This is a genomic window from Phytobacter sp. RSE-02 (genome assembly GCF_040578655.1).
Lineage (GTDB): Bacteria > Pseudomonadota > Gammaproteobacteria > Enterobacterales > Enterobacteriaceae > Phytobacter > Phytobacter diazotrophicus.
The window spans coordinates 87,943-107,136 of the sequence record NZ_JBEULY010000007.1; the positions used below are offsets into that span (position 1 = coordinate 87,943).

The 19,194-nt window shown below is 53.8% G+C and carries 16 protein-coding genes; 4 read left to right on the forward strand and 12 right to left on the reverse strand.

Going from position 1 to position 19,194, the window contains the following annotated elements:
- The first annotated feature begins 95 nt into the window (after nucleotides 1-95).
- On the forward strand, nucleotides 96-965 hold the full coding sequence (gene tesB, locus ABU190_RS16035) for an acyl-CoA thioesterase II (RefSeq protein WP_041852486.1): 870 nt from the start codon (nucleotides 96-98) through the stop codon (nucleotides 963-965).
- A gap of 66 nt (nucleotides 966-1,031) precedes the next feature.
- Here the strand turns inward: tesB and amtB are convergent, their stop codons facing one another.
- From amtB to ABU190_RS16060, 5 genes are all read right to left on the reverse strand, one after another.
- Nucleotides 1,032-2,321, reverse strand: coding sequence for an ammonium transporter AmtB (gene amtB / locus ABU190_RS16040; RefSeq protein WP_354691821.1), 1,290 nt, complete (start codon nucleotides 2,319-2,321; stop codon nucleotides 1,032-1,034).
- 30 nt (nucleotides 2,322-2,351) lie between these two features.
- Nucleotides 2,352-2,690: a P-II family nitrogen regulator gene (gene glnK, locus ABU190_RS16045; protein WP_002891893.1), complete on the reverse strand. Its 339-nt coding sequence runs from the start codon at nucleotides 2,688-2,690 to the stop codon at nucleotides 2,352-2,354.
- Between the two features lie 255 nt (nucleotides 2,691-2,945).
- Entirely contained in the window at nucleotides 2,946-4,724 is a 1,779-nt protein-coding gene (locus tag ABU190_RS16050; RefSeq protein WP_354691822.1) for a SmdB family multidrug efflux ABC transporter permease/ATP-binding protein, read from the reverse strand.
- Nucleotides 4,717-6,480 (reverse strand): SmdA family multidrug ABC transporter permease/ATP-binding protein, encoded by a 1,764-nt coding sequence (locus ABU190_RS16055; RefSeq protein WP_354691823.1) that lies wholly within the window; start codon nucleotides 6,478-6,480, stop codon nucleotides 4,717-4,719. Before ABU190_RS16055 ends, ABU190_RS16050 begins: the two co-directional genes overlap by 8 nt.
- A 45-nt stretch (nucleotides 6,481-6,525) precedes the next feature.
- The gene (locus ABU190_RS16060) at nucleotides 6,526-6,984 is read right to left on the reverse strand and encodes an Lrp/AsnC family transcriptional regulator (protein ID WP_041852490.1); all 459 of its coding nucleotides are present in this window, start codon (nucleotides 6,982-6,984) and stop codon (nucleotides 6,526-6,528) included.
- 115 nt (nucleotides 6,985-7,099) lie between these two features.
- On the opposite strand from ABU190_RS16060, the gene ABU190_RS16065 reads away from it, so the two are divergent.
- Nucleotides 7,100-8,146, forward strand: coding sequence for a PLP-dependent cysteine synthase family protein (locus tag ABU190_RS16065; RefSeq protein WP_041852491.1), 1,047 nt, complete (start codon nucleotides 7,100-7,102; stop codon nucleotides 8,144-8,146).
- A 42-nt stretch (nucleotides 8,147-8,188) separates the two neighbouring features.
- Here ABU190_RS16065 and cof read toward each other — a convergent pair whose 3' ends face one another.
- Complete coding sequence (gene cof / locus ABU190_RS16070) at nucleotides 8,189-9,007, reverse strand: HMP-PP phosphatase (RefSeq protein WP_354691824.1); 819 nt, start codon at nucleotides 9,005-9,007, stop codon at nucleotides 8,189-8,191.
- A 98-nt stretch (nucleotides 9,008-9,105) separates the two neighbouring features.
- Between cof and ABU190_RS16075 the strand changes: the two genes are divergently transcribed.
- Together ABU190_RS16075 and queC are read left to right on the forward strand one after the other, a co-directional pair.
- Nucleotides 9,106-10,806 (forward strand): SgrR family transcriptional regulator, encoded by a 1,701-nt coding sequence (locus ABU190_RS16075; RefSeq protein WP_354691825.1) that lies wholly within the window; start codon nucleotides 9,106-9,108, stop codon nucleotides 10,804-10,806.
- A gap of 67 nt (nucleotides 10,807-10,873) precedes the next feature.
- Nucleotides 10,874-11,569: a 7-cyano-7-deazaguanine synthase QueC gene (queC, locus tag ABU190_RS16080; protein WP_354691826.1), complete on the forward strand. Its 696-nt coding sequence runs from the start codon at nucleotides 10,874-10,876 to the stop codon at nucleotides 11,567-11,569.
- A gap of 121 nt (nucleotides 11,570-11,690) precedes the next feature.
- Here queC and ABU190_RS16085 read toward each other — a convergent pair whose 3' ends face one another.
- The 6 genes from ABU190_RS16085 to clpX all read right to left on the reverse strand — a co-directional run bounded on the left by ABU190_RS16085 (nucleotide 11,691) and on the right by clpX (nucleotide 19,098).
- Nucleotides 11,691-12,098 (reverse strand): YbgC/FadM family acyl-CoA thioesterase, encoded by a 408-nt coding sequence (locus tag ABU190_RS16085; RefSeq protein WP_041852495.1) that lies wholly within the window; start codon nucleotides 12,096-12,098, stop codon nucleotides 11,691-11,693.
- Nucleotides 12,099-12,195: 97 nt separating this feature from the next.
- Nucleotides 12,196-12,576 carry a helix-hairpin-helix domain-containing protein gene (locus ABU190_RS16090; RefSeq protein WP_354691827.1) on the reverse strand — a complete coding sequence of 127 codons (381 nt, stop codon included), beginning with the start codon at nucleotides 12,574-12,576 and terminating at the stop codon, nucleotides 12,196-12,198.
- Nucleotides 12,577-12,720: 144 nt separating this feature from the next.
- Nucleotides 12,721-14,595, reverse strand: coding sequence for a peptidylprolyl isomerase (ppiD, locus tag ABU190_RS16095; protein ID WP_354691828.1), 1,875 nt, complete (start codon nucleotides 14,593-14,595; stop codon nucleotides 12,721-12,723).
- A gap of 207 nt (nucleotides 14,596-14,802) precedes the next feature.
- Nucleotides 14,803-15,075, reverse strand: a complete 273-nt coding sequence (hupB, locus tag ABU190_RS16100; RefSeq protein WP_041852498.1) for a nucleoid-associated protein HU-beta — start codon at nucleotides 15,073-15,075, stop codon at nucleotides 14,803-14,805.
- Between the two features lie 210 nt (nucleotides 15,076-15,285).
- Complete coding sequence (gene lon / locus ABU190_RS16105) at nucleotides 15,286-17,640, reverse strand: endopeptidase La (RefSeq protein ID WP_041852499.1); 2,355 nt, start codon at nucleotides 17,638-17,640, stop codon at nucleotides 15,286-15,288.
- A gap of 183 nt (nucleotides 17,641-17,823) precedes the next feature.
- On the reverse strand, nucleotides 17,824-19,098 hold the full coding sequence (gene clpX, locus ABU190_RS16110; RefSeq protein WP_041852500.1) for an ATP-dependent protease ATP-binding subunit ClpX: 1,275 nt from the start codon (nucleotides 19,096-19,098) through the stop codon (nucleotides 17,824-17,826).
- Nucleotides 19,099-19,194: the final 96 nt, after the last annotated feature.

The following is a 19,194-nucleotide window of genomic DNA, read 5'->3' on the forward strand; positions in this document are numbered from 1 at the left end:
TATTCAGATTATTGCACCCATCGGACCACTTTTATTTCCAGGTTATACTGATCAAGGAATCCGCTGCGTCGGTTTTATTTTTATTGAGGACATCTATGAGTCAGGCGCTTACAAATCTGCTGTCATTGTTGAATCTGGAAAAAATAGAGGAAGGTCTGTTTCGAGGGCAGAGCGAAGACTTAGGTCTGCGCCAGGTGTTCGGTGGTCAGGTGGTTGGGCAAGCGCTATACGCGGCGAAAGAAACCGTACCGGCAGACAGGCTGGTGCACTCGTTTCACAGCTATTTTCTGCGTCCGGGCGATAGCCAGAAACCCATTATTTATGACGTCGAAGTGTTACGCGACGGTAATAGTTTTAGCGCTCGTCGTGTGGCGGCCATTCAAAACGGGAAACCGATTTTTTATATGACGGCGTCATTCCAGGCACCGGAACCGGGCTATGAGCATCAAAAGGCGATGCCTTATGCGCCAGCACCGGAGTCACTGAAATCCGAAACGGAAATTGCCCGCGAGCTGTCTGCGTTTTTACCGCCACTGGTAAAAGAGAAATTTCTCGGCGACAAGCCGATTGAAATCCGCCCCGTGGAATTTCACAATCCACTAAAAGGACACGTCGCCGAGCCAACCCGCCAGGTCTGGATGCGCGCCAATGGCACGTTGCCGCAGGATTTACGCGTCCAGCAATATCTGCTCGGCTACGCATCGGACTTTCACTTCCTGCTGGTTGCGCTCCAGCCACACGGCGTAGGTTTTCTCGAAAAAGGCATGCAGGTGGCAACCATCGACCACTCCATGTGGTTCCATCGCCCTTTCGATTTAAACGACTGGCTGCTTTACAGTGTGGAAAGTACCTCGGCATCGAGCGCACGCGGTTTTGTCCGCGGAGAGTTTTACAACCGGGATGGTGTCCTGGTCGCCTCCACTGTGCAGGAAGGGGTGATGCGTAACCGCGATGCGGCGGTCTGACCGCAGTACAATAACAAAAGCCTCCCGATGGGAGGCTTTTGTTGCTCAGGAGATAACTCAGTTCGATCAGGCGTTGTAGGCGTTTTCGCCGTGGCTGTTGACGTCCAGCCCTTCGCGTTCCTGATCTTCCGGGACACGCAGACCCACTGTCATATCAGCCAGTTTGTAACCGATGAAGGCGACGACACCAGACCATACGATAGTGATGGCGATACTTTCCAGTTGTACCAGAACCTGATGGCCCATGGTCACGCCTTCAGCATAACCCACGCCGCCCAGTGAAGTGGCTGCGAAGATACCTGTCATGATACAACCTACGATACCGCACACGCCGTGAACACCGAAGACATCACACGGGTCGTCAACACGCAGCCAGCGTTTCAGAGCAGTAACGCCCCACAGACCCGCCAGACCTGCAACGATCCCCACGATCAGCGCGCCACCCACGCCAACGTAACCACACGCCGGAGTGATACCCACGAGGCCAGCAATCGCACCAGAACAGGCACCCAACAGAGACGGTTTGCCGCGCAGCGCCCACTCACCGAAGACCCAGGAGAGGATTGCACCCGCTGTTGCCACGACGGTGTTAACAAAAGCCAGACCCGCAATTTCGTTCGCCGCGCTTGCAGAACCGGCATTGAAGCCGAACCAGCCAAAGTAGAGGATTGCCGTACCGGTAAACACCATCGGCAGGTTGTGCGGTTTAAACGCTTCTTTACCGAAACCGACGCGTTTGCCAATCAGGTAAGCACCCACCAGGCCTGCAACGGCTGCGTTGATGTGAACGACTGTACCGCCCGCAAAATCCATGGCGCCATGGGTTGCCAGCAGACCGCCGCCCCAGACCATGTGTGCGATCGGCACGTAGGACAGCGTCAGCCATACCACGACGAAAATCAGTACTGCGGAGAAACGGATACGTTCTGCCAGCGCACCGACAATCAGGCCGACGGTGATACAAGCAAACGAGCCCTGGAACGCAACGTGAATGTACTGATAGATGGTGCCCATCAGCGCTTTCAGCTCAATATTTTTCAGCATCACCCAGTCGAAGCTACCGAAGAAGCTGCCGCCAGTGCCAAAGGCCAGAGAGTAGCCGTAAACCACCCACAGCACGCATACCAGTGCGAACGTAACCGCAACCTGCGTCAGCATAGAAAGGACGTTTTTACCGCGGATTAAACCACCATAGAACAGGGCGATGCCCGGAATTGACATAAACAGCACCAGCGCGGTGCAAATCATCATAAAGGCATTGTCGGCTTTATCGACGACAACCGGATCGGCTGCCATAGCCAGACACGGCAGTAGTGCCAGCGAGGCCAGACCCGCTTTTAATATTGCTTTCTTCATTTTACCCATCCCCTCACTGTGTGCCAGGTATTACAGTGCCGCTTCGTCGGCTTCGCCGGTACGAATACGAATGACGCGTTGCAGCTCGGCAACGAAAATTTTGCCGTCGCCAATTTTTCCGGTGTAGGCCGCTTTGCTAATGACATCAATGACTTCATCGAGCTGATCGTCAGCAATTGCCACATCAATCTTCACTTTTGGCAGGAAGTTAACGCTGTACTCCGCACCACGGTACAACTCAGCGTGTCCTTTCTGACGTCCGAAACCTTTCACTTCGGTCACGGTTAACCCTTGAATACCAATTGAAGACAGCGCTTCACGAACATCTTCCAGTTTGAATGGCTTAATTACCACGGTAACCAGCTTCATAGATCCCCCTCCAGTCGAAAATCGATAATGGCCGCAGCTAATACGCATGAGATATTGCAAGTGGTGTGCCAAAAATGAAAAACGGGAAAATTTCAGGCTGTTAAGCCGTCTAAGAAGGATGTCATAGCGCAGCGATGAAAATGGGAATGGTTCAGATTGTTCCTGGAAAAGAAAAACGCACCACGACAGTGCGTGGTGCGTTACTTTTTTGCACCAACAGCGGATCCTGTTAGTAGCATGCTTAATTTTGGTGCATCAGGCGATTAGCGATTCTTCTCGAACACTGGCGGCAAGCTCCTCCCCTGCCAGTTGCAGTTGATACATCTGCCAGTAGCGCCCTTTTGCCTCAAGTAGTTGCTGATGCGTGCCACGTTCAACGGCCTGACCGCGATTGAGGACAAGAATGGTTTCCGCCTCGACAATCGTCGACAGCCGGTGTGCAATCACGACCAGCGTCGTGTGCTGCCGGACCGCCGCCAGCGCCTGCTGAATGGCTTTTTCGGTGCCTGAATCGATATTCGCCGTTGCTTCGTCCAGAATCAGGATTTGTGGCGTCTCAACCAGTACACGCGCCAACGCCAGCAGTTGCTTCTGCCCAACGGAGAGATTATTCCCCTGCTCGCCAAGGCGGGTATAAATCCCCTCCGGCATTTCGCGCGCCAGCCCGGCCAATTGCACCACCTCCAGCGCATGCCAGACCTGCTCCTCGGAAATATCACGCCCCAGCGTGACGTTGGCAAAGAAGGTATCCGCCATTACCACCGGGTCTTGTTGCACCATCGCTACTCCTTTACGCAATGTGCTGTGGCTCAGCGCGGAGAGTGGTCGACCATCGAGGCGAATTTCTCCTTTGGTCAGCGGGTAGTAGCCCATGAGCAGGCTTGCCAGCGTACTTTTACCGCTACCGGTATGCCCCACCAGAGCCACAAAACTGCGGGCAGGTACATTCAGGCTAATGTCCTGCAGCACCAGACGGTCATCACGATAGGCAAACGAGACATCGTTGATATCAATAGACCCGCTTTTTAGCGGCTCATCGTCGTAGCCATAGGTCTGGCGTGGACAGTCCATCAGCTCAAAGACACGCTCCCCGGCCACTACTGCCTGCTGGAGCATCGACTGCTGGGTCGTCAGCTCAATCAGGGGTTCATTCAGGCGGCCAAGATAGCTGATAAAGGCATACAGCACCCCAACCTCCATCGTGCCAGCCGGGCTAAAGCCAAACAGCATTAACAGGCCGCATAGCACCAGCGCGGAAAAGAGGCTCAGTAAAGGACGAAGCAGGAAGCCATCGAGACGTAACGTCTGCATTCGCGCCAGGTAATGGGAGCGGCTTGCTGAACCCATGCGCTCACCAAAACGCGCCTGCTGTCGAAACTGCTGGATCACGCTCATCCCATTGATGACTTCGTTGAAGCCATCGTTGATATCCGCCAGGTAGGCCCGCATACGGCGCACAATTGGCGTGCTGTAACGCTGATATATCAACATCACGATGATAACTGCCGGGAAGATGCAGATAGCGACAAGCGCCATACGCCAGTCGAGGCTGAACATCGCCACCAGCATCGCGCCAATCAGCGCCGCACTGCGCAATACTGTCGCCACCACCGTCACATAGAGATCGCGGATCACTTCGGTATCGTTGGTCACGCGCGAAATGATCTGCCCGACCGGCTGGGTATCGAACGCGCTCAGCGGCTGTCGCAGAGCAGCATCCATCACATCAGTACGCAACCGCTGTACCACGCCGACGGCGGCCTGGTTAAACAGTAGCGCCTGGGCATAATGCAGCCCGGCCGCCAGCACCTGCAAGCCGACATAGACAACGACCATCCCCGCCACCAGCCCAACGGGCAGGTAACTTTTCGCCACCATATTATCGATAAAATAGCTGATCAGCGCCGGACCGGACACTTCCGCCGCCGCTGCGACCCACAGCATCACGACGGCTTTGGTCAGCGGTTTGCGCCAGGGAGAACCGTAGACCAGCAAACGTTTCAGGGTAGGCCACTGTTGCACTAACTTACGCATCAACCGCCTCCTCTGGCGTGTCGTCCAGCGCCGCTTCCAGTTGTTGATAGCGATACATATCGCGATACCAGCCGGGCTGGCGCGCAAGCTGTTCATGTTGTCCGCGCTGCCCGATATGTCCGTGCTGCATCACTAAAATCTCACTGGCTTCCGTCAGCGCCGACAGGCGATGGGCGCTGATAATTACCGTACGCCCTTCTCCCCACTGACGCAGGTTATGGAGAATCTGGTGCTCGGTGCGGCCATCTACGGCAGAGAGCGCGTCGTCCAACAGCAAAATCTCTGCGTTCAGCAGCAGCGCGCGGGCAATTGAGATACGCTGCTTTTGCCCGCCGGAGAGCATCACGCCGCGCTCGCCGACCTCGGTATCGTAGCCCTGCGGCAGGCGCAGGATATCCTCATGCACGCTGGCAAGCCGCGCCACATGTTCAATCTCGTCCTGCGTCGCCCCCGGTTTACCCAGCGCGATATTATTGGCGACAGTGTCGGAGAACAGGAACGGCGTCTGATTCACCACCGCCAGGCGGCTGCGCCAGTCATCCAGTTTTAGTTGCGTCAGCGGCACCCCATGGAAACGAATGTCCCCCTGCTCCACATCGAAATGGCGCTGAATCAGAGAGAGCAAGGTGGATTTACCCGCCCCGGTTGGCCCGCAAATCCCTAACATCTGGCCAGGTAACAAGGAGACATTCACATTATTCAAAATCGGATGTGCCGTTTGCGGATACGTAAATTCGCGAATCGCAATCTGCAGGCTACCACGCCCTTCCGGAACCGGTTCGGTACCGTCGGTCACCACCGGCGCTTCCGCCAGCATGTCGCGAATACGGCTATAGGCGGCGCTGCCGCGCTCAACGATGTTAAACATCCAGGCCAGCGCCAGCATCGGCCAAATCATTAAGCCAAGATACATGGTGAAGCTGGTAAGTTGCCCCAGCGTGAGCGAGCCCTGAATCACCATCCAGCTCCCGCCGCCAATCGCCAACAGGTTTGCCATGCCGATAGCAATATAAATGGTCGGATCAAAACGGGCATCGACGCGGGCGACACGCATGTTTTTCGCCCCGGTATCGGCGGCCTCCGCGGCAAACAGCGCCGATTGCCTGTCTTCCAGACCAAACGCCTTGATCATGCGAATGCTGGTCATGCTCTCCTGAGTGCGATCGTTCAGCGAGGAGAACGCTGCCTGCGCCAGCTTGAAGCGCTGATGCAACTGGTCGCCGTAACGTTTAATAAAAATGGCCATAATCGGCATTGGCAACAGCGACAACAGCGTCAGTTGCCAGCTAATCTGCGTGGACATCACCACCAGCACCACGCAGCCCATCACCAGTGAATCCACCAGCGTGAGCACGCCTTCCCCGGCGGCGAACACTACCCGGTCAACGTCATTCGTAGCGCGCGCCATCAAGTCGCCGGTACGGTGGCGCAGATAAAATTCCGGATGCTGGCGGCTGAGCTGGCGGTAAAAATCTTCGCGTAGCTCAACGGCGAGCTGATAGGACGCACCAAACAGCCAGACGCGCCAGACATAGCGCAGCAGGTAGATGACGATAGCAATCAGCACCAGTGTCCCTACCCACATCATGATCTGCGATGCGGTAAAGTGCTGGCGGGTAACACCATCGACAATGATCCCCACCACCTTAGGCGGGACGAGTTGTAGAATCGCAATAATGATAAGCAGGCCTACAGCACCGAGATAGCGTCGCCACTCCCGGCGAAAGTACCAGCTTAACTGAGCAAATAATCGCACGCGGTTACATCCTGAACGTGAGTTTTCCGGCTACCGCCGGGAGGGTTATTCAATGGGCAAAGCCGTGGTGTATTTTATCTGTTCCATCGCAAAACTGGATGTCACATCGGACAAGCCAGGTACACTATTGACCAGTTTTTTGTAGAAGTCGTCATAACGTTTCATGTCCGCAACCTGAACGCGTAACAGGTAATCATACTCCCCCGCCATACGCCAGAATCCAAGTACTTCCGGCATTTCCGAGACCACGGCGGTGAAGCGACAGTACCAGTCGCTGCTGTGATGCTGGGTTTTGATCAGCACAAATGCGGTCAGGCTCAGACCCAGTTTCTCCGCATCCAGCACGGCCACACGTCCGAGCAGGATACCCTCCTCCTCAAGCCGCTTTAGTCGTTTCCAGCATGGCGTGCTGGTCAGATTAACGGCATCCGCCAGCGCCTGCAAAGAGAGTGTGCAGTCCTGCTGGAGCAAAGAAAGCAACTTACGATCTATTTTATCTAGCATTACGCCTTCCCGGAGAAACTTTTTCTCTTAACAGTCTATTTCAAAGTTTAAATGGCAACAATTTTTCCTGCGTTTTCCGCTAATCTGGGCACAAAATGATAAATGGAAACGATGTATGAACAGTGACTGGGTTAAGCACGCCATTAACGAAATCAATGCCGATTATCAGCGATCTGCGGACACGCACCTGATCCGTCTCGCGCTGCCTGCTTTCCCCGGCATTCGGCTCTATCTGAAAGATGAAAGTACGCATCCAACCGGAAGCCTCAAACATCGTCTGGCGCGTTCACTCTTTCTCTATGGCCTTTGTAATGGCTGGATTAAAGAAGGCACCACCATCATTGAAGCGTCATCCGGTTCAACGGCGGTATCAGAAGCATATTTTGCCCGTCTGTTGGGATTACCGTTTATTGCCGTTATGCCTTATTGCACGGCAAAACGAAAAGTCGAGCAGATTGAATTCTACGGTGGTCGCTGTCACTTCGTGGAGAGTGCCTGCGAGATTTATGCGGCCTCAGAAACCCTGGCGCGTGAACTGAACGGCCACTATATGGATCAGTTTACCTATGCCGAGCGCGCCACCGACTGGCGCGGTAATAACAACATTGCGGATAGCATTTTTCGCCAGATGAAAAACGAGCCGCATCCGGTGCCGGACTATATCGTCATGAGCGCAGGCACGGGCGGCACATCGGCCACTATCGGGCGTTACATTCGCTGCCAGGGCTATAGCACCGAACTGATGGTCGTGGATCCGGAAAACTCGGTGTTCCTCGATTTCTGGCAAACCCGAGACGCCAGGTTGCGTTCCTCGGTGGGAAGCAAAATTGAAGGCATTGGCCGACCACGCGTCGAGCCGTCATTTATTCCTGACGTGGTGGACGAGATGTTGCGAGTGCCGGATGCCGCCAGTGTGGCAACGGCGCAATGGCTGGAGACACAATTAGGGCGTCGGGTTGGCGCATCGACCGGCACCAATATGTGGGGAGCCTTACAACTGGCGGCGCGTATGCGCGACGAGGGGCGGAGTGGCTCTATCGTGACCCTGTTGTGCGACAGCGGCGAACGTTATCTTGATACCTACTACAACCCGCAGTGGGTCGAAGCCAATATCGGCGATATTCGCCCGTGGCGGGAAGAAATTAACTCGCTGATAAAATAAAAAAAGCCAGGCATTCACACCTGGCCGCTGGAAAAGATCTCATCATTCGGGGGAATAAGGAAGATTAGGTGTATCCAGCCAATGCGTTAAGAAGTGCGACACGGCCTGATCGCGGCAGTGTCCGATAACCGGTAAGTGTGGAAGCGCGGCGCGCAACTGTGGCATGGCATTTCCCATGATCATGCCGCGCCCTACGCTTGCCAGCATCTCTCTGTCATTCATGGCGTCGCCGAACGCCATGCAATCCTGCATCGGCACGCCTAACAGCGAGCTGAGCATGGTCAACGCCGAACCTTTGTTGCAGCCGAGCGGTAATACCTCCAGACAATAAGAGGCGGAAAAGCATAAATTGGCGCGTCCGCCTAACACTTCATTCATCTGGATCCGCAAGCGGCACAGGTCGTCATGTTCACCCACAAAACAGATTTTGGTCACCTCATGGGCAGGCAGTCGCTTGAGATCCACCAACTGGTAACTGAATCCACTGTAGATATGCTCGTCCAACGCCTCCGGGACAGGTTTATCCGTCATCCAGCCGTCATCGTTAAACGCGTGGATGCTGGCCTGCGTATCCCATTTGCTGTGCAGTACGAGTTCAGCCACTTCGGGATCAAGGTCCTGGCGATGTAAAAGCTCCCCATCCAGAGAGTGGACGCGCGTGCCGTTACCGGTTATCAAAAAAGCGTCCAGCGCGAGGATGTCGATGAGCTTGCGCATCTCCAGCGCATGCCTGCCAGTCGCAAAAGTGAGGGTAATGTCGCGTTCACGCAGACGGCGCAGCGTTGCTACAGTTTGCTCACCAAGGCGGTGATCGGGCATCAACAAAGTACCGTCCATATCAAAAGCAGCCAGCCGGGCCATATTTCATCTCCAGATGTGATCGCCGTGTATTGCGCAGAAGTATTGCCTGATATATACGGAAGTAATAGTGAGCAGATAGAGAGAATTGTTCCGGGTTTATGCGACTCCTCAACAGACTCAATCAATACCAGCGCCTCTGGCAGGTCTCATCAGGAGAAGCGCAACAGGTCAGCGTGGCAGAACTTGCCGCACGCTGTTTTTGCAGCGAACGCCATATGCGTACGCTGTTACGCCAGATGCAGGAAGCCGGCTGGCTGAACTGGGACTCCCGTTCCGGGCGGGGTAAACGTGCGGCCCTGCAGTTTTTGCGGACGCCGGAATTCCTGCGCCAGGAGATGATGGAGCAGGCGCTGAATGAGGGCCAGCAGCAAAACGCGCTGGCGCTGGCGCAGCTCGCGCCGGAAGATTTGCGCATTTTACTGAATCCGTTCCTTGGCGGGCTCTGGCAAAACGATACCCCGACGTTACGCATTCCTTACTACCGCCCCCTGGAGCCGCTACGGCAGGGTTTTTTACCCGGTCGGGCGGAACAGCATCTTGCCGGGCAAATCTTCTCTGGCCTGACGCGTTTCGTTGACGATAGCTTTTTACCGCAGGGGGATTTAGCGCACCACTGGGATATTAGCGAGGACAAACTGACCTGGCGGTTTCATATCCGCACGACGTTGCACTGGCATAACGGCGATGTCGTGAATGTTCGCCAGTTACAAACACGTTTCATGCTACTCCTTGAACTGCCCGCCTTGCGGAAGTTGTTCGCCAGCGTCAAAAGCGTAGAGGCTACCCATTCCCACTGTCTGACATTTACGTTGCACCATCCGGATTTCTGGCTGGCGCACCGGCTTGCCAGCTATGCCACCACGCTGGCGCATCCGCAAATACCGCTTATCGGCACCGGGCCGTTCCGTCTGGCCTCATTCAGTAAGGAACTGGTCAGACTGGAAAGTCATGAGCAGTACCACCTCACCCATCCATTATTGAAAGCGGTGGAGTTCTGGATTACACCGCAGCTTTTTGAACAGAATCTCGGGACCAGTTGTCGCCACCCGGTGCAGATTGCGATTGGCGAGCCCGATGATCTCGTACATTTGCAGCAAGTGAGTAACAGTGTCAGCCTTGGGTTTTGTTACCTGACACAGCGTATTGGCGCGAATCTCACCCCGGCACAGTCACGACGCCTTGTGCAGATCATCCATCAGACGTCGCTGCTGGAAACATTGCCGCTGGATGAAAACCTCATTACCCCCAGTAAAGAACTGCTCCCTGGCTGGACGATTCCACAGTGGCCGCCGGAAGAGAGTATTGAGTTACCGCCCACGCTAACCCTGCTTTACCATCTGCCGGTGGAATTACACACTATGGCGCAACAGTTCAAACGTTATCTGGCCGAACTGGGTTGCGATGTCACGCTGATTTTTCATGATGCGAAAACCTGGGATGGGTGCAGTGCGCTGGCTCAGGCAGACTTACTGATGGGCGACAGGCTGATTGGCGAAGCCCCGGAGTATGCGCTGGAACAGTGGCTGCGCTGCGACCCGGTCTGGCCCAATGTACTCAGCCGTGCGCAATTCTCCCATTTGCAGGCTACGCTCGATGCCGTGCAAAGCGTGCCTGACGAAACTGCGCGTAGCGAGGCGTTGCAGGCGGTATTCAGCCACCTGATGGAAGAGGCCATACTTACACCGCTGTTTAATTATCAGTATCGGATTAGCGCGCCGCCAGGCGTAGAAGGCATTCGCCTGAACACCCGTGGCTGGTTTGATTTTACCCAGGCCTGGCTACCGGCACCGGCGCAGTGAAGAAGCTGGTCGGGGCAATCCGCACGCGCTACCATATCGCCTTTATGAATGAATACCGGGAATAATTATGAAACGTGCCGTAGTCGTGTTTAGTGGCGGGCAGGATTCCACAACCTGTCTGGTTCAGGCGTTGCAACAATACGATGAAGTGCATTGTGTCACCTTCGATTATGGTCAGCGTCATCGTGCGGAAATCGATGTGGCGCGTGAACTGGCATTACAGTTAGGTGCACGTGCGCACAAAGTGCTGGATGTAACGTTACTGAATGAACTGGCAGTTAGCAGCCTGACGCGCGACAGCATCCCGGTACCGGATTATCAGCCTGATGCCAGTGGTATCCCGAATACGTTCGTACCCGGGCGCAATATTCTGTTTTTGACCCTGACGGCCATTTACGCATATCAGGTGCAGGCCGAAGCGGTGATCACCGGCGTTTGCGAAACCGATTTTTCCGGTTATCCGGACTGCCGCGATGAGTTTGTCAAAGCCCTGAACCATGCGGTTAATCTGGGCATGGCGAAAGACATTCGCTTTGAAACGCCATTGATGTGGATAGACAAAGCCGAAACCTGGGCGCTGGCAGATTACTGGGGCAAGCTGGAACTGGTGCGCAATGAGACCTTGACCTGCTATAACGGCATCAAAGGCGATGGCTGCGGACAGTGCGCCGCCTGTAACCTGCGGGCGAATGGCCTGAGCCATTACCTGGCCGATAAGACCGGGGTGATGGCTACCATGAAAAAGAAAACCGGGTTGAAGTAACGTACCCTTCTGGGTTCCCGGTTCATACCGAAGCGCACCCGGGCTACAATTTGTATCCACTGCAATAATCGTGTAGCCCGGATAAGGCATTTATGCCGCATCCGGGAGATTTTTGCGACAGTCACGCCTCTTCGCGGATCATCTCTTCCAGCCTTTCACGTAACTCCCCTTCCAGCGCCAGCGCCTTTTGCGTTTTAAGATCAATACACACAAAGGTCACTAACGCATCGGCCACCACTTCACCTCCCGGTTCCAGCGTCACGACCTGGCTGAGCACGCCGCTTCGTCCGTTAATCTGTTTAACGTGGCTGGTCACCGTCAGGCGGTCGCCCAGCACGGCAGGACGACGGTAATTGATATTGATGTTGACGACCACGAACGCGATGTTATTCGTCGTCATCCATTTGAAGTTTTCATTGTTTTCCAGCCCATCCCAACGCGCTTCTTCCAGGAATTCCAGATAACGGGCATTGTTCACATGCTGATAGACATCGAGGTGATAACCACGAACTTTGATCTGAGTCTGCATAGCGCTTTAACCTTTACTTTTGTTATAGGAACAGAGGTCATAACTGGTATGACCTCTCTAGTCTGGCAAAATTTCGCCACTACGCAAGCATCATCTTTTATAGGGTCAGATTTCCGAGGTTGCGTTCAACAAGCGCGCTCCCCATACCAGGCACCTGCTTGAGATCGTCCAGGGTCTTAAAGGGACCGTACTCTTGCCGGTAGCTCACAATCGCCTGTGCTTTTTTCATGCCCACCCCATTCATCACCCGCGCCAGATCCTCGGCACTGGCGGTATTAATGCTAACCCGTGTACCGTCATCATCAGTGCTTTTTGCCGTGTCGGGGGTTTTAGCATTCGGCGTCGCGCCATTATCGGCTTTGGTTTGCACCGCTGGCGCTTTCACACCACCGCCATTGGGGGCTGCCAGCGCACTATGGCTGATGCCAGTACAGGCAAAAGAAAGGGTCAGTAAGAGTACTTTGATTCCATGTTTCATGCTGTTTCTCCTTGGTGTTTAACAACGAGGCTACGATAAACAACCGGGAAAAACGGTACAAATGGCGAAGCGCAAATGTGGAAAAGGCCGCGAAAGCGGCCTTTTGAATTGCAAAGCGTTGCAATATTTGTGGGAAGCGTCTCGTTATTCCTGCTGTTCCATAATCGCGCCAAGTTTGATTTTGGCCTCTTTACGCAGGTTGGTCATCAGCGCCTCGAAAGCGATCTGTGCATTGTTCTGGGTAATCCCCTGAACCATCGCTTTCTTCTGGTCGTCCGGCATGGTGCCAGCTTTCACTTCATCTAACGCCAGAATCGCGACATTGCCCTGGGCATCGTTCGCTACGCCATAGCCCGGTTTGTCTTTTTCCGGCAGCGGCAGGCTAAAGGCAGCCTGGCTAATCGGATCCTGACCGGTACGAGTCAAGGTTTTCGCTGCGCCAAAACTTAACCCTGCGGCTTTCAGCGCATCGTCGCCTTTACCCGCTTTCAGTTCAGCGATCAGCTTGTCAGCATCCAGTTTGGCCTGCTGCTCCGCTTTGTTGTGCTTAACGATATCACTGACCTGAGCTTTAACGTCTTCCAGTGGCTTAATCGCTTCTGCTTTATGCTCACTCACACGCAGCACGAAGGCGCGGTCGCCATCGACAGTAATAATGTCAGAGTTACTGCCCGGCGCACCGTTCACACCCACCAGACCACCGTCAAAAATAGCATTGGCAACCGGTTTAAAATTAAGCTCTTGCGGCAGGCTATCACGGCTAAACCAGCCCGTTTCAACGGCTTTTGTCCCAGCGACTTGCTCAGCACCCGCCAGAGATTCATTATCGTTACTTGCGGCTTCGCTCACCTTCTGTTGCAGGGCATACCAGGCATCCAGTGCCTTATCCTGCTTCACTTTCGCGGCGATCTCGTCATGAACGTCGCTCAGCGGTTTAGCTTTTGCAGGCTGAATGTCATCAAGACGAACAACCAGGAAGCCAACGGAAGATTTGATCACGCCTGACAGTTGGCCTTTGTCTTTCAGGCCCGAATTTTTCAGTTCGTCAGGTGTGGTGGCCGGCTCCAGCCAACCCATATCACCGCCGTTACGGGCAGAGATAATGTCAGTGGATTTTTCTTTCGCCAGTGCGGCAAAATCTGCCCCTTTGCTCAGTGCGTCCAGCACGGCTTTCGCGTCATCTTCTGTTTTGGTCTGAATAACGCTATAGCGATTACGCTGCGGCTGCGTGAACTGATCCATGTGCTGATCATAATAAGACTGAATATCCGCGTCGCTGACGTTCTGCTGCATGTTGGCCGCATCCAGCTTGATATAGCTGACACGGAACTGCTCCGGGGAGACAAAGCGGGTTTTATTCTGCTCATAGAAGCCGGCGATCTCCTGATCGCTTACGGTCTGTTTTGCCGCCAGCGCATTCACGTCGATCAGCGCCTGACGAACAACGCGCTGCTGGGAAACCAGCGCCGCCAGTTCATCCGTCTCACCTTTCAGCATGAAGTCAGTACCCGCAATCGCGTTGATCAGTTGCTGAGAGGTCAGTTGGTTGCGCAGCGCCTGTGCATACTGATCTGCATTCATACCCATCTGGTTGACGATGCCGTTGAAACGGTCGTTATCGAATTTACCGTTGGTCTGGAAAGCCTGGGTGGAGAAAATCGCTTTCTTAACCTGCTCATCGCTGATGCCCAGATGCAGGTTATGCGCGTACTGGTCCAGCAGTGCTTCGTCGATAAGACGGTTCAGCACCTGCTGACGCATGGATTTGATATAGTTTTCATTCGCGGCCAGCTCTGAGAACTGGTCACCCAGCTGCTGCTGCATACGATTACGTTCACTGGCAACCGCATTTTCGAATTGTGCGCGACCAATCTCCTGGTCATTTACCTTTGCGGCATAATTATTGTTACCGCCAATAAGGTAGCTACTGACGCCGGTCAAAATGAACGACACGATAATGACGCCGAAAATGATCTTGAGCACGATGCTGTTTGCTGCCGTGCGTAAATTGTCCATCATGGTGTAACAACACTCCGCTGTAGGTGACTGTAGACCTCTCGCAGTCACTCAGTTTCCCGACGCTGCGTATAGGGTCGTATTTTGACAAGAAAAGGGGGCAATTGTCAGCCCACAACTCGCAGAAACTCAGATAAGAGTGACTGAATAAATAAAAAAGGCACATCTCTCGATGCGCCCTTGTACTTTTCACCTCCCACAGGGAAGCGATCAGTTAACCGCGTCTTTCAGTGCCTTGCCAGCGCGGAAGCCCGGAACCTTAGCTGCGGCGATAGTGATTTCTTTGCCGGTCTGAGGGTTGCGACCTGTACGCGCAGCACGCTCTTTAACAGCAAAAGTACCAAAACCTACCAGCGCTACATCGTCCCCTTCTTTCAGAGATTCAGTAACAGAAGCAATTAAAGCATCTAACGCACGTCCAGCAGCCGCTTTAGAGATGTCAGCCCCCGCGGCAATCTTGTCTATCAGTTGAGATTTATTCACTCTTCTCTTCCTCTCTTTATAATTTATATCGCGCCTGAGTCCTTCACAGCGCGACCGCGCAGCAGTTATATCAGGCCTGTCATGCCCTTACAACACCAGTTGATGATGACACACCCAACCAGCAATCTAAATTAGCTATACAAAAAAAGGCTGGCAAGTCCGAAATGCCTTACCAGCCTTGTTTTTATCAACGCTCTTTGCGCGCGGTCACTATTTTGCGGTCGCGACCTGCATACCAAACGGTTCGTTTTGCAATGCCAGGGCCAGAACCTCATCAATGCGCTTAACCGGATGGATGTCCAGGTCGGCAATGACGTTTTCCGGAATTTCCTCAAGATCGCGTTTGTTCTCGTAAGGAATTAGCACGGTTTTGATCCCGCCACGGTGTGCCGCCAGCAGTTTTTCTTTCAGGCCACCAATCGGCAGAACCTGACCACGCAGGGTAATTTCACCCGTCATCGCCACATCAGCACGTACCGGGTTGCCTGTCAGGCAAGAAACCAGCGCGGTACACATCGCGATACCGGCGCTTGGGCCGTCTTTCGGCGTAGCTCCTTCCGGTACGTGAACGTGAATATCGCGTTTTTCGTAGAAATCCCCGTTAATACCGAGTTTTTCCGCCCGTGCACGCACCACGGTCAGCGCGGCCTGGATAGATTCCTGCATAACTTCACCGAGCGAACCGGTATAAGTCAGCTTGCCTTTGCCCGGTACGCACGCGGTTTCGATGGTCAGCAGGTCGCCGCCGACTTCGGTCCACGCCAGTCCGGTTACCTGACCTACACGGTTTTCGTCATCCGCGCGGCCATAGTCAAAGCGCTGAACGCCCAGGTAATCGTGCAGATTTTCCCCGTTAATCTCGATGTGTTTCAGTGTCGGATCCATCAGCAACTGTTTCACCGCTTTACGGCACAATTTCGAGATTTCACGCTCAAGGCTACGCACGCCCGCTTCACGGGTGTAATAACGGATAATGCCGACAATGGCGCTGTCATCCACGGTCAGTTCCGTCGGTTTGAGCGCATTACGTTCGATCTGTTTCGTCAGCAGATGCTGTTTAGCAATATTCAGCTTCTCATCTTCCGTGTAACCGGAAAGACGGATGACTTCCATACGATCGAGCAGCGGTGCCGGAATGTTCATGGAGTTAGACGTCGCGACAAACATGACATCGCTGAGATCGTAATCCACTTCCAGATAGTGATCGCTAAATGCAACGTTCTGTTCCGGATCAAGCACTTCCAGCAGAGCAGATGCTGGATCGCCACGCATGTCCGAAGACATTTTATCGATCTCATCGAGCAGGAACAGCGGGTTTTTCACGCCCACTTTGGCCATTTTCTGGATCAGTTTGCCTGGCATGGAGCCAATATAGGTACGACGGTGACCGCGAATTTCCGCTTCGTCACGCACGCCGCCAAGCGCCATACGGATGTACTTACGTCCTGTCGCTTTGGCGATGGACTGACCCAGAGAGGTTTTACCCACCCCCGGCGGTCCAACCAGACACAGGATTGGGCCTTTGAGTTTGTTCATACGGCTTTGTACCGCGAGATACTCAAGGATGCGGTCTTTGACACGCTCAAGGCCATAGTGGTCGGTATCGAGCACTTCCTGCGCCTGACGCAGGTCTTTTTTCACTTTGCTGCGCGCATACCACGGAACCTGAATCATCCACTCGATATAACCGCGGACCACGGTGGCTTCCGCAGACATCGGGGACATCATTTTCAGTTTCTGCAGTTCGGCTTCGGCCTTCTCTTTTGCCTCTTTTGGCATTTTGGCCGCGTCGATTTTGCGTTTCAGCGCTTCGTTCTCATCCGGCGCGTCATCCATCTCGCCGAGTTCTTTCTGAATGGCCTTCATCTGCTCGTTCAGGTAGTACTCGCGCTGAGATTTCTCCATCTGTTTTTTAACGCGATTACGGATGCGCTTCTCGACTTGCAGCAGGTCGATTTCCGATTCCATCATCGCCATCAGATATTCCAGACGTTCATTAACGTCGGACATCTCCAGAACGGACTGTTTGTCGGCCAGTTTCAATGGCATATGCGCGGCAATGGTATCGGCCAGACGCGCAGGGTCGTCAATGCTGTTCAGCGAAGTCAGCACTTCCGGTGGGATTTTTTTGTTGAGCTTGATATAGCCTTCAAACTGGCTGATGGCAGTGCGTACCAGCACTTCCTGCTCGCGCTCATCAATGGCCGGGGAATCGAGATATTCCGCTTTAGCCGTGAAATGTTCGCCATTATCCGACAGCGTGGTAATGCGCGCGCGCTGCAGACCTTCCACCAGCACTTTGACAGTGCCGTCAGGCAGTTTCAGCATCTGCAGAATAGAGGCCACGGTCCCGACGGTGAAAAGATCGTTTACACCCGGCTCATCCGTTGAGGCTTCTTTCTGTGCAACCAACATGATTTTTTTATCATGGTCCATGGCCGCTTCAAGACAACGGATAGATTTTTCCCGCCCTACAAACAGGGGTATGACCATGTGCGGATAAACCACCACATCGCGCAACGGCAATACGGGGATTTCAATGCGTTCAGAACGCTCAGGATTCATAGAGCTCTCTCTTAGTTTAATGTCCGCCAGGTAATCCGGTGACGTGACTGTGCAACACGCACCATTAACATGTAAAGCAGTATATGGGGATGTTTCCCACACATTCAACGGCGAGAATCAGGAAAAATAAAAGGGGAGATAAAATCCCCCCTTTTACATTAACTGCATGTATGGATTGGTGAATTATTCACCAGATGCCTGTTGCGCTTCGTGCTTACCGTAGATCAACAGCGGTTTGCTTTGCCCGGCAATAACGGACTCATCAATAACCACTTTGTCGACCTCTTCCAGAGACGGCAGATCATACATGGTGTCCAGTAACGCAGCTTCGACGATGGAACGCAGACCACGCGCACCCGTTTTACGCACCATCGCTTTCTTCGCGATAGCGGTCAAGGCTTCGTCACGGAACTCCAGATCCACACCTTCAAGATTGAACAGCGCCTGATACTGTTTGGTCAGGGCGTTTTTCGGCTCTTTCAGGATCTGAATCAGCGCTTCTTCGCTCAGCTCGTTGAGGGTTGCCACCACTGGCAGACGACCAATAAATTCCGGGATCAGACCAAATTTGATCAGATCTTCCGGCTCAACCTGGGCCAGCAGTTCGCCTTCATTCGCTTTTTCGGATTTCGCTTTTACCGTCGCGCCAAAGCCGATACCAGAACCGGTTTCAACACGATGGGAAATCACTTTATCCAGACCGGCGAATGCGCCACCACAAATGAACAGGATTTTGGAGGTATCAACCTGTAAGAATTCCTGTTGCGGGTGTTTACGACCCCCCTGCGGCGGCACGGCTGCCACGGTACCTTCGATCAGTTTCAGCAACGCCTGCTGTACGCCTTCACCAGATACGTCGCGGGTGATAGACGGATTGTCAGACTTACGCGAGATCTTATCGATCTCATCAATGTAGACGATGCCGCGCTGCGCTTTTTGTACGTCGTAATCGCACTTCTGCAACAGTTTCTGGATGATGTTTTCAACGTCTTCACCCACATAACCCGCTTCGGTCAGTGTGGTGGCATCCGCCATGGTAAACGGAACATCCAGCAGGCGCGCCAGTGTTTCAGCCAGCAGCGTTTTACCGGAACCGGTTGGCCCGATCAGCAGAATGTTACTTTTGCCCAGCTCAACACCATTGCTGGTGTCGCCGTTGCGCAGACGTTTGTAATGGTTGTATACCGCGACGGCCAACACTTTTTTCGCCTGTTCCTGACCGATAACATAATCGTCCAGGTGATGGCGAATCTCGTGCGGGGTCGGCAGTGCACTGCGCTCGCGATGCGGCGCAACTTCTTTAATCTCTTCGCGAATAATGTCGTTACACAGATCAACACATTCGTCGCAGATATACACGGACGGCCCGGCAATGAGCTTGCGCACTTCATGCTGGCTTTTGCCGCAAAAAGAGCAGTACAACAGTTTGCCCGAACCATCTTTGCGTTTATCTGTCATGAGTCAAAACCTCTTTTCTGTTCTTTGTGCCGCACATGACGACGCAAATGCCATTCCAGGCGCAAAACGCTTGCCAGCGTAGTGCCGCTCGATATT

What these genes read in the sequence shown, in the direction of transcription:
- ABU190_RS16090 (WP_354691827.1), bottom strand. Translation starts at nt 12,576, where the DNA reads ATGAAACATGGAATCAAAGTACTCTTACTGACCCTTTCTTTTGCCTGT.
- cof (WP_354691824.1), bottom strand. Translation starts at nt 9,007, where the DNA reads ATGGCCCGGCTGGCTGCTTTTGATATGGACGGTACTTTGTTGATGCCC.
- amtB (WP_354691821.1), bottom strand. Translation starts at nt 2,321, where the DNA reads ATGAAGAAAGCAATATTAAAAGCGGGTCTGGCCTCGCTGGCACTACTG.
- tesB (WP_041852486.1), top strand. Translation starts at nt 96, where the DNA reads ATGAGTCAGGCGCTTACAAATCTGCTGTCATTGTTGAATCTGGAAAAA.
- glnK (WP_002891893.1), bottom strand. Translation starts at nt 2,690, where the DNA reads ATGAAGCTGGTTACCGTGGTAATTAAGCCATTCAAACTGGAAGATGTT.
- ABU190_RS16065 (WP_041852491.1), top strand. Translation starts at nt 7,100, where the DNA reads ATGAACAGTGACTGGGTTAAGCACGCCATTAACGAAATCAATGCCGAT.
- ABU190_RS16075 (WP_354691825.1), top strand. Translation starts at nt 9,106, where the DNA reads ATGCGACTCCTCAACAGACTCAATCAATACCAGCGCCTCTGGCAGGTC.
- ppiD (WP_354691828.1), bottom strand. Translation starts at nt 14,595, where the DNA reads ATGATGGACAATTTACGCACGGCAGCAAACAGCATCGTGCTCAAGATC.
- queC (WP_354691826.1), top strand. Translation starts at nt 10,874, where the DNA reads ATGAAACGTGCCGTAGTCGTGTTTAGTGGCGGGCAGGATTCCACAACC.
- ABU190_RS16050 (WP_354691822.1), bottom strand. Translation starts at nt 4,724, where the DNA reads ATGCGTAAGTTAGTGCAACAGTGGCCTACCCTGAAACGTTTGCTGGTC.
- ABU190_RS16060 (WP_041852490.1), bottom strand. Translation starts at nt 6,984, where the DNA reads ATGCTAGATAAAATAGATCGTAAGTTGCTTTCTTTGCTCCAGCAGGAC.
- ABU190_RS16085 (WP_041852495.1), bottom strand. Translation starts at nt 12,098, where the DNA reads ATGCAGACTCAGATCAAAGTTCGTGGTTATCACCTCGATGTCTATCAG.
- clpX (WP_041852500.1), bottom strand. Translation starts at nt 19,098, where the DNA reads ATGACAGATAAACGCAAAGATGGTTCGGGCAAACTGTTGTACTGCTCT.
- lon (WP_041852499.1), bottom strand. Translation starts at nt 17,640, where the DNA reads ATGAATCCTGAGCGTTCTGAACGCATTGAAATCCCCGTATTGCCGTTG.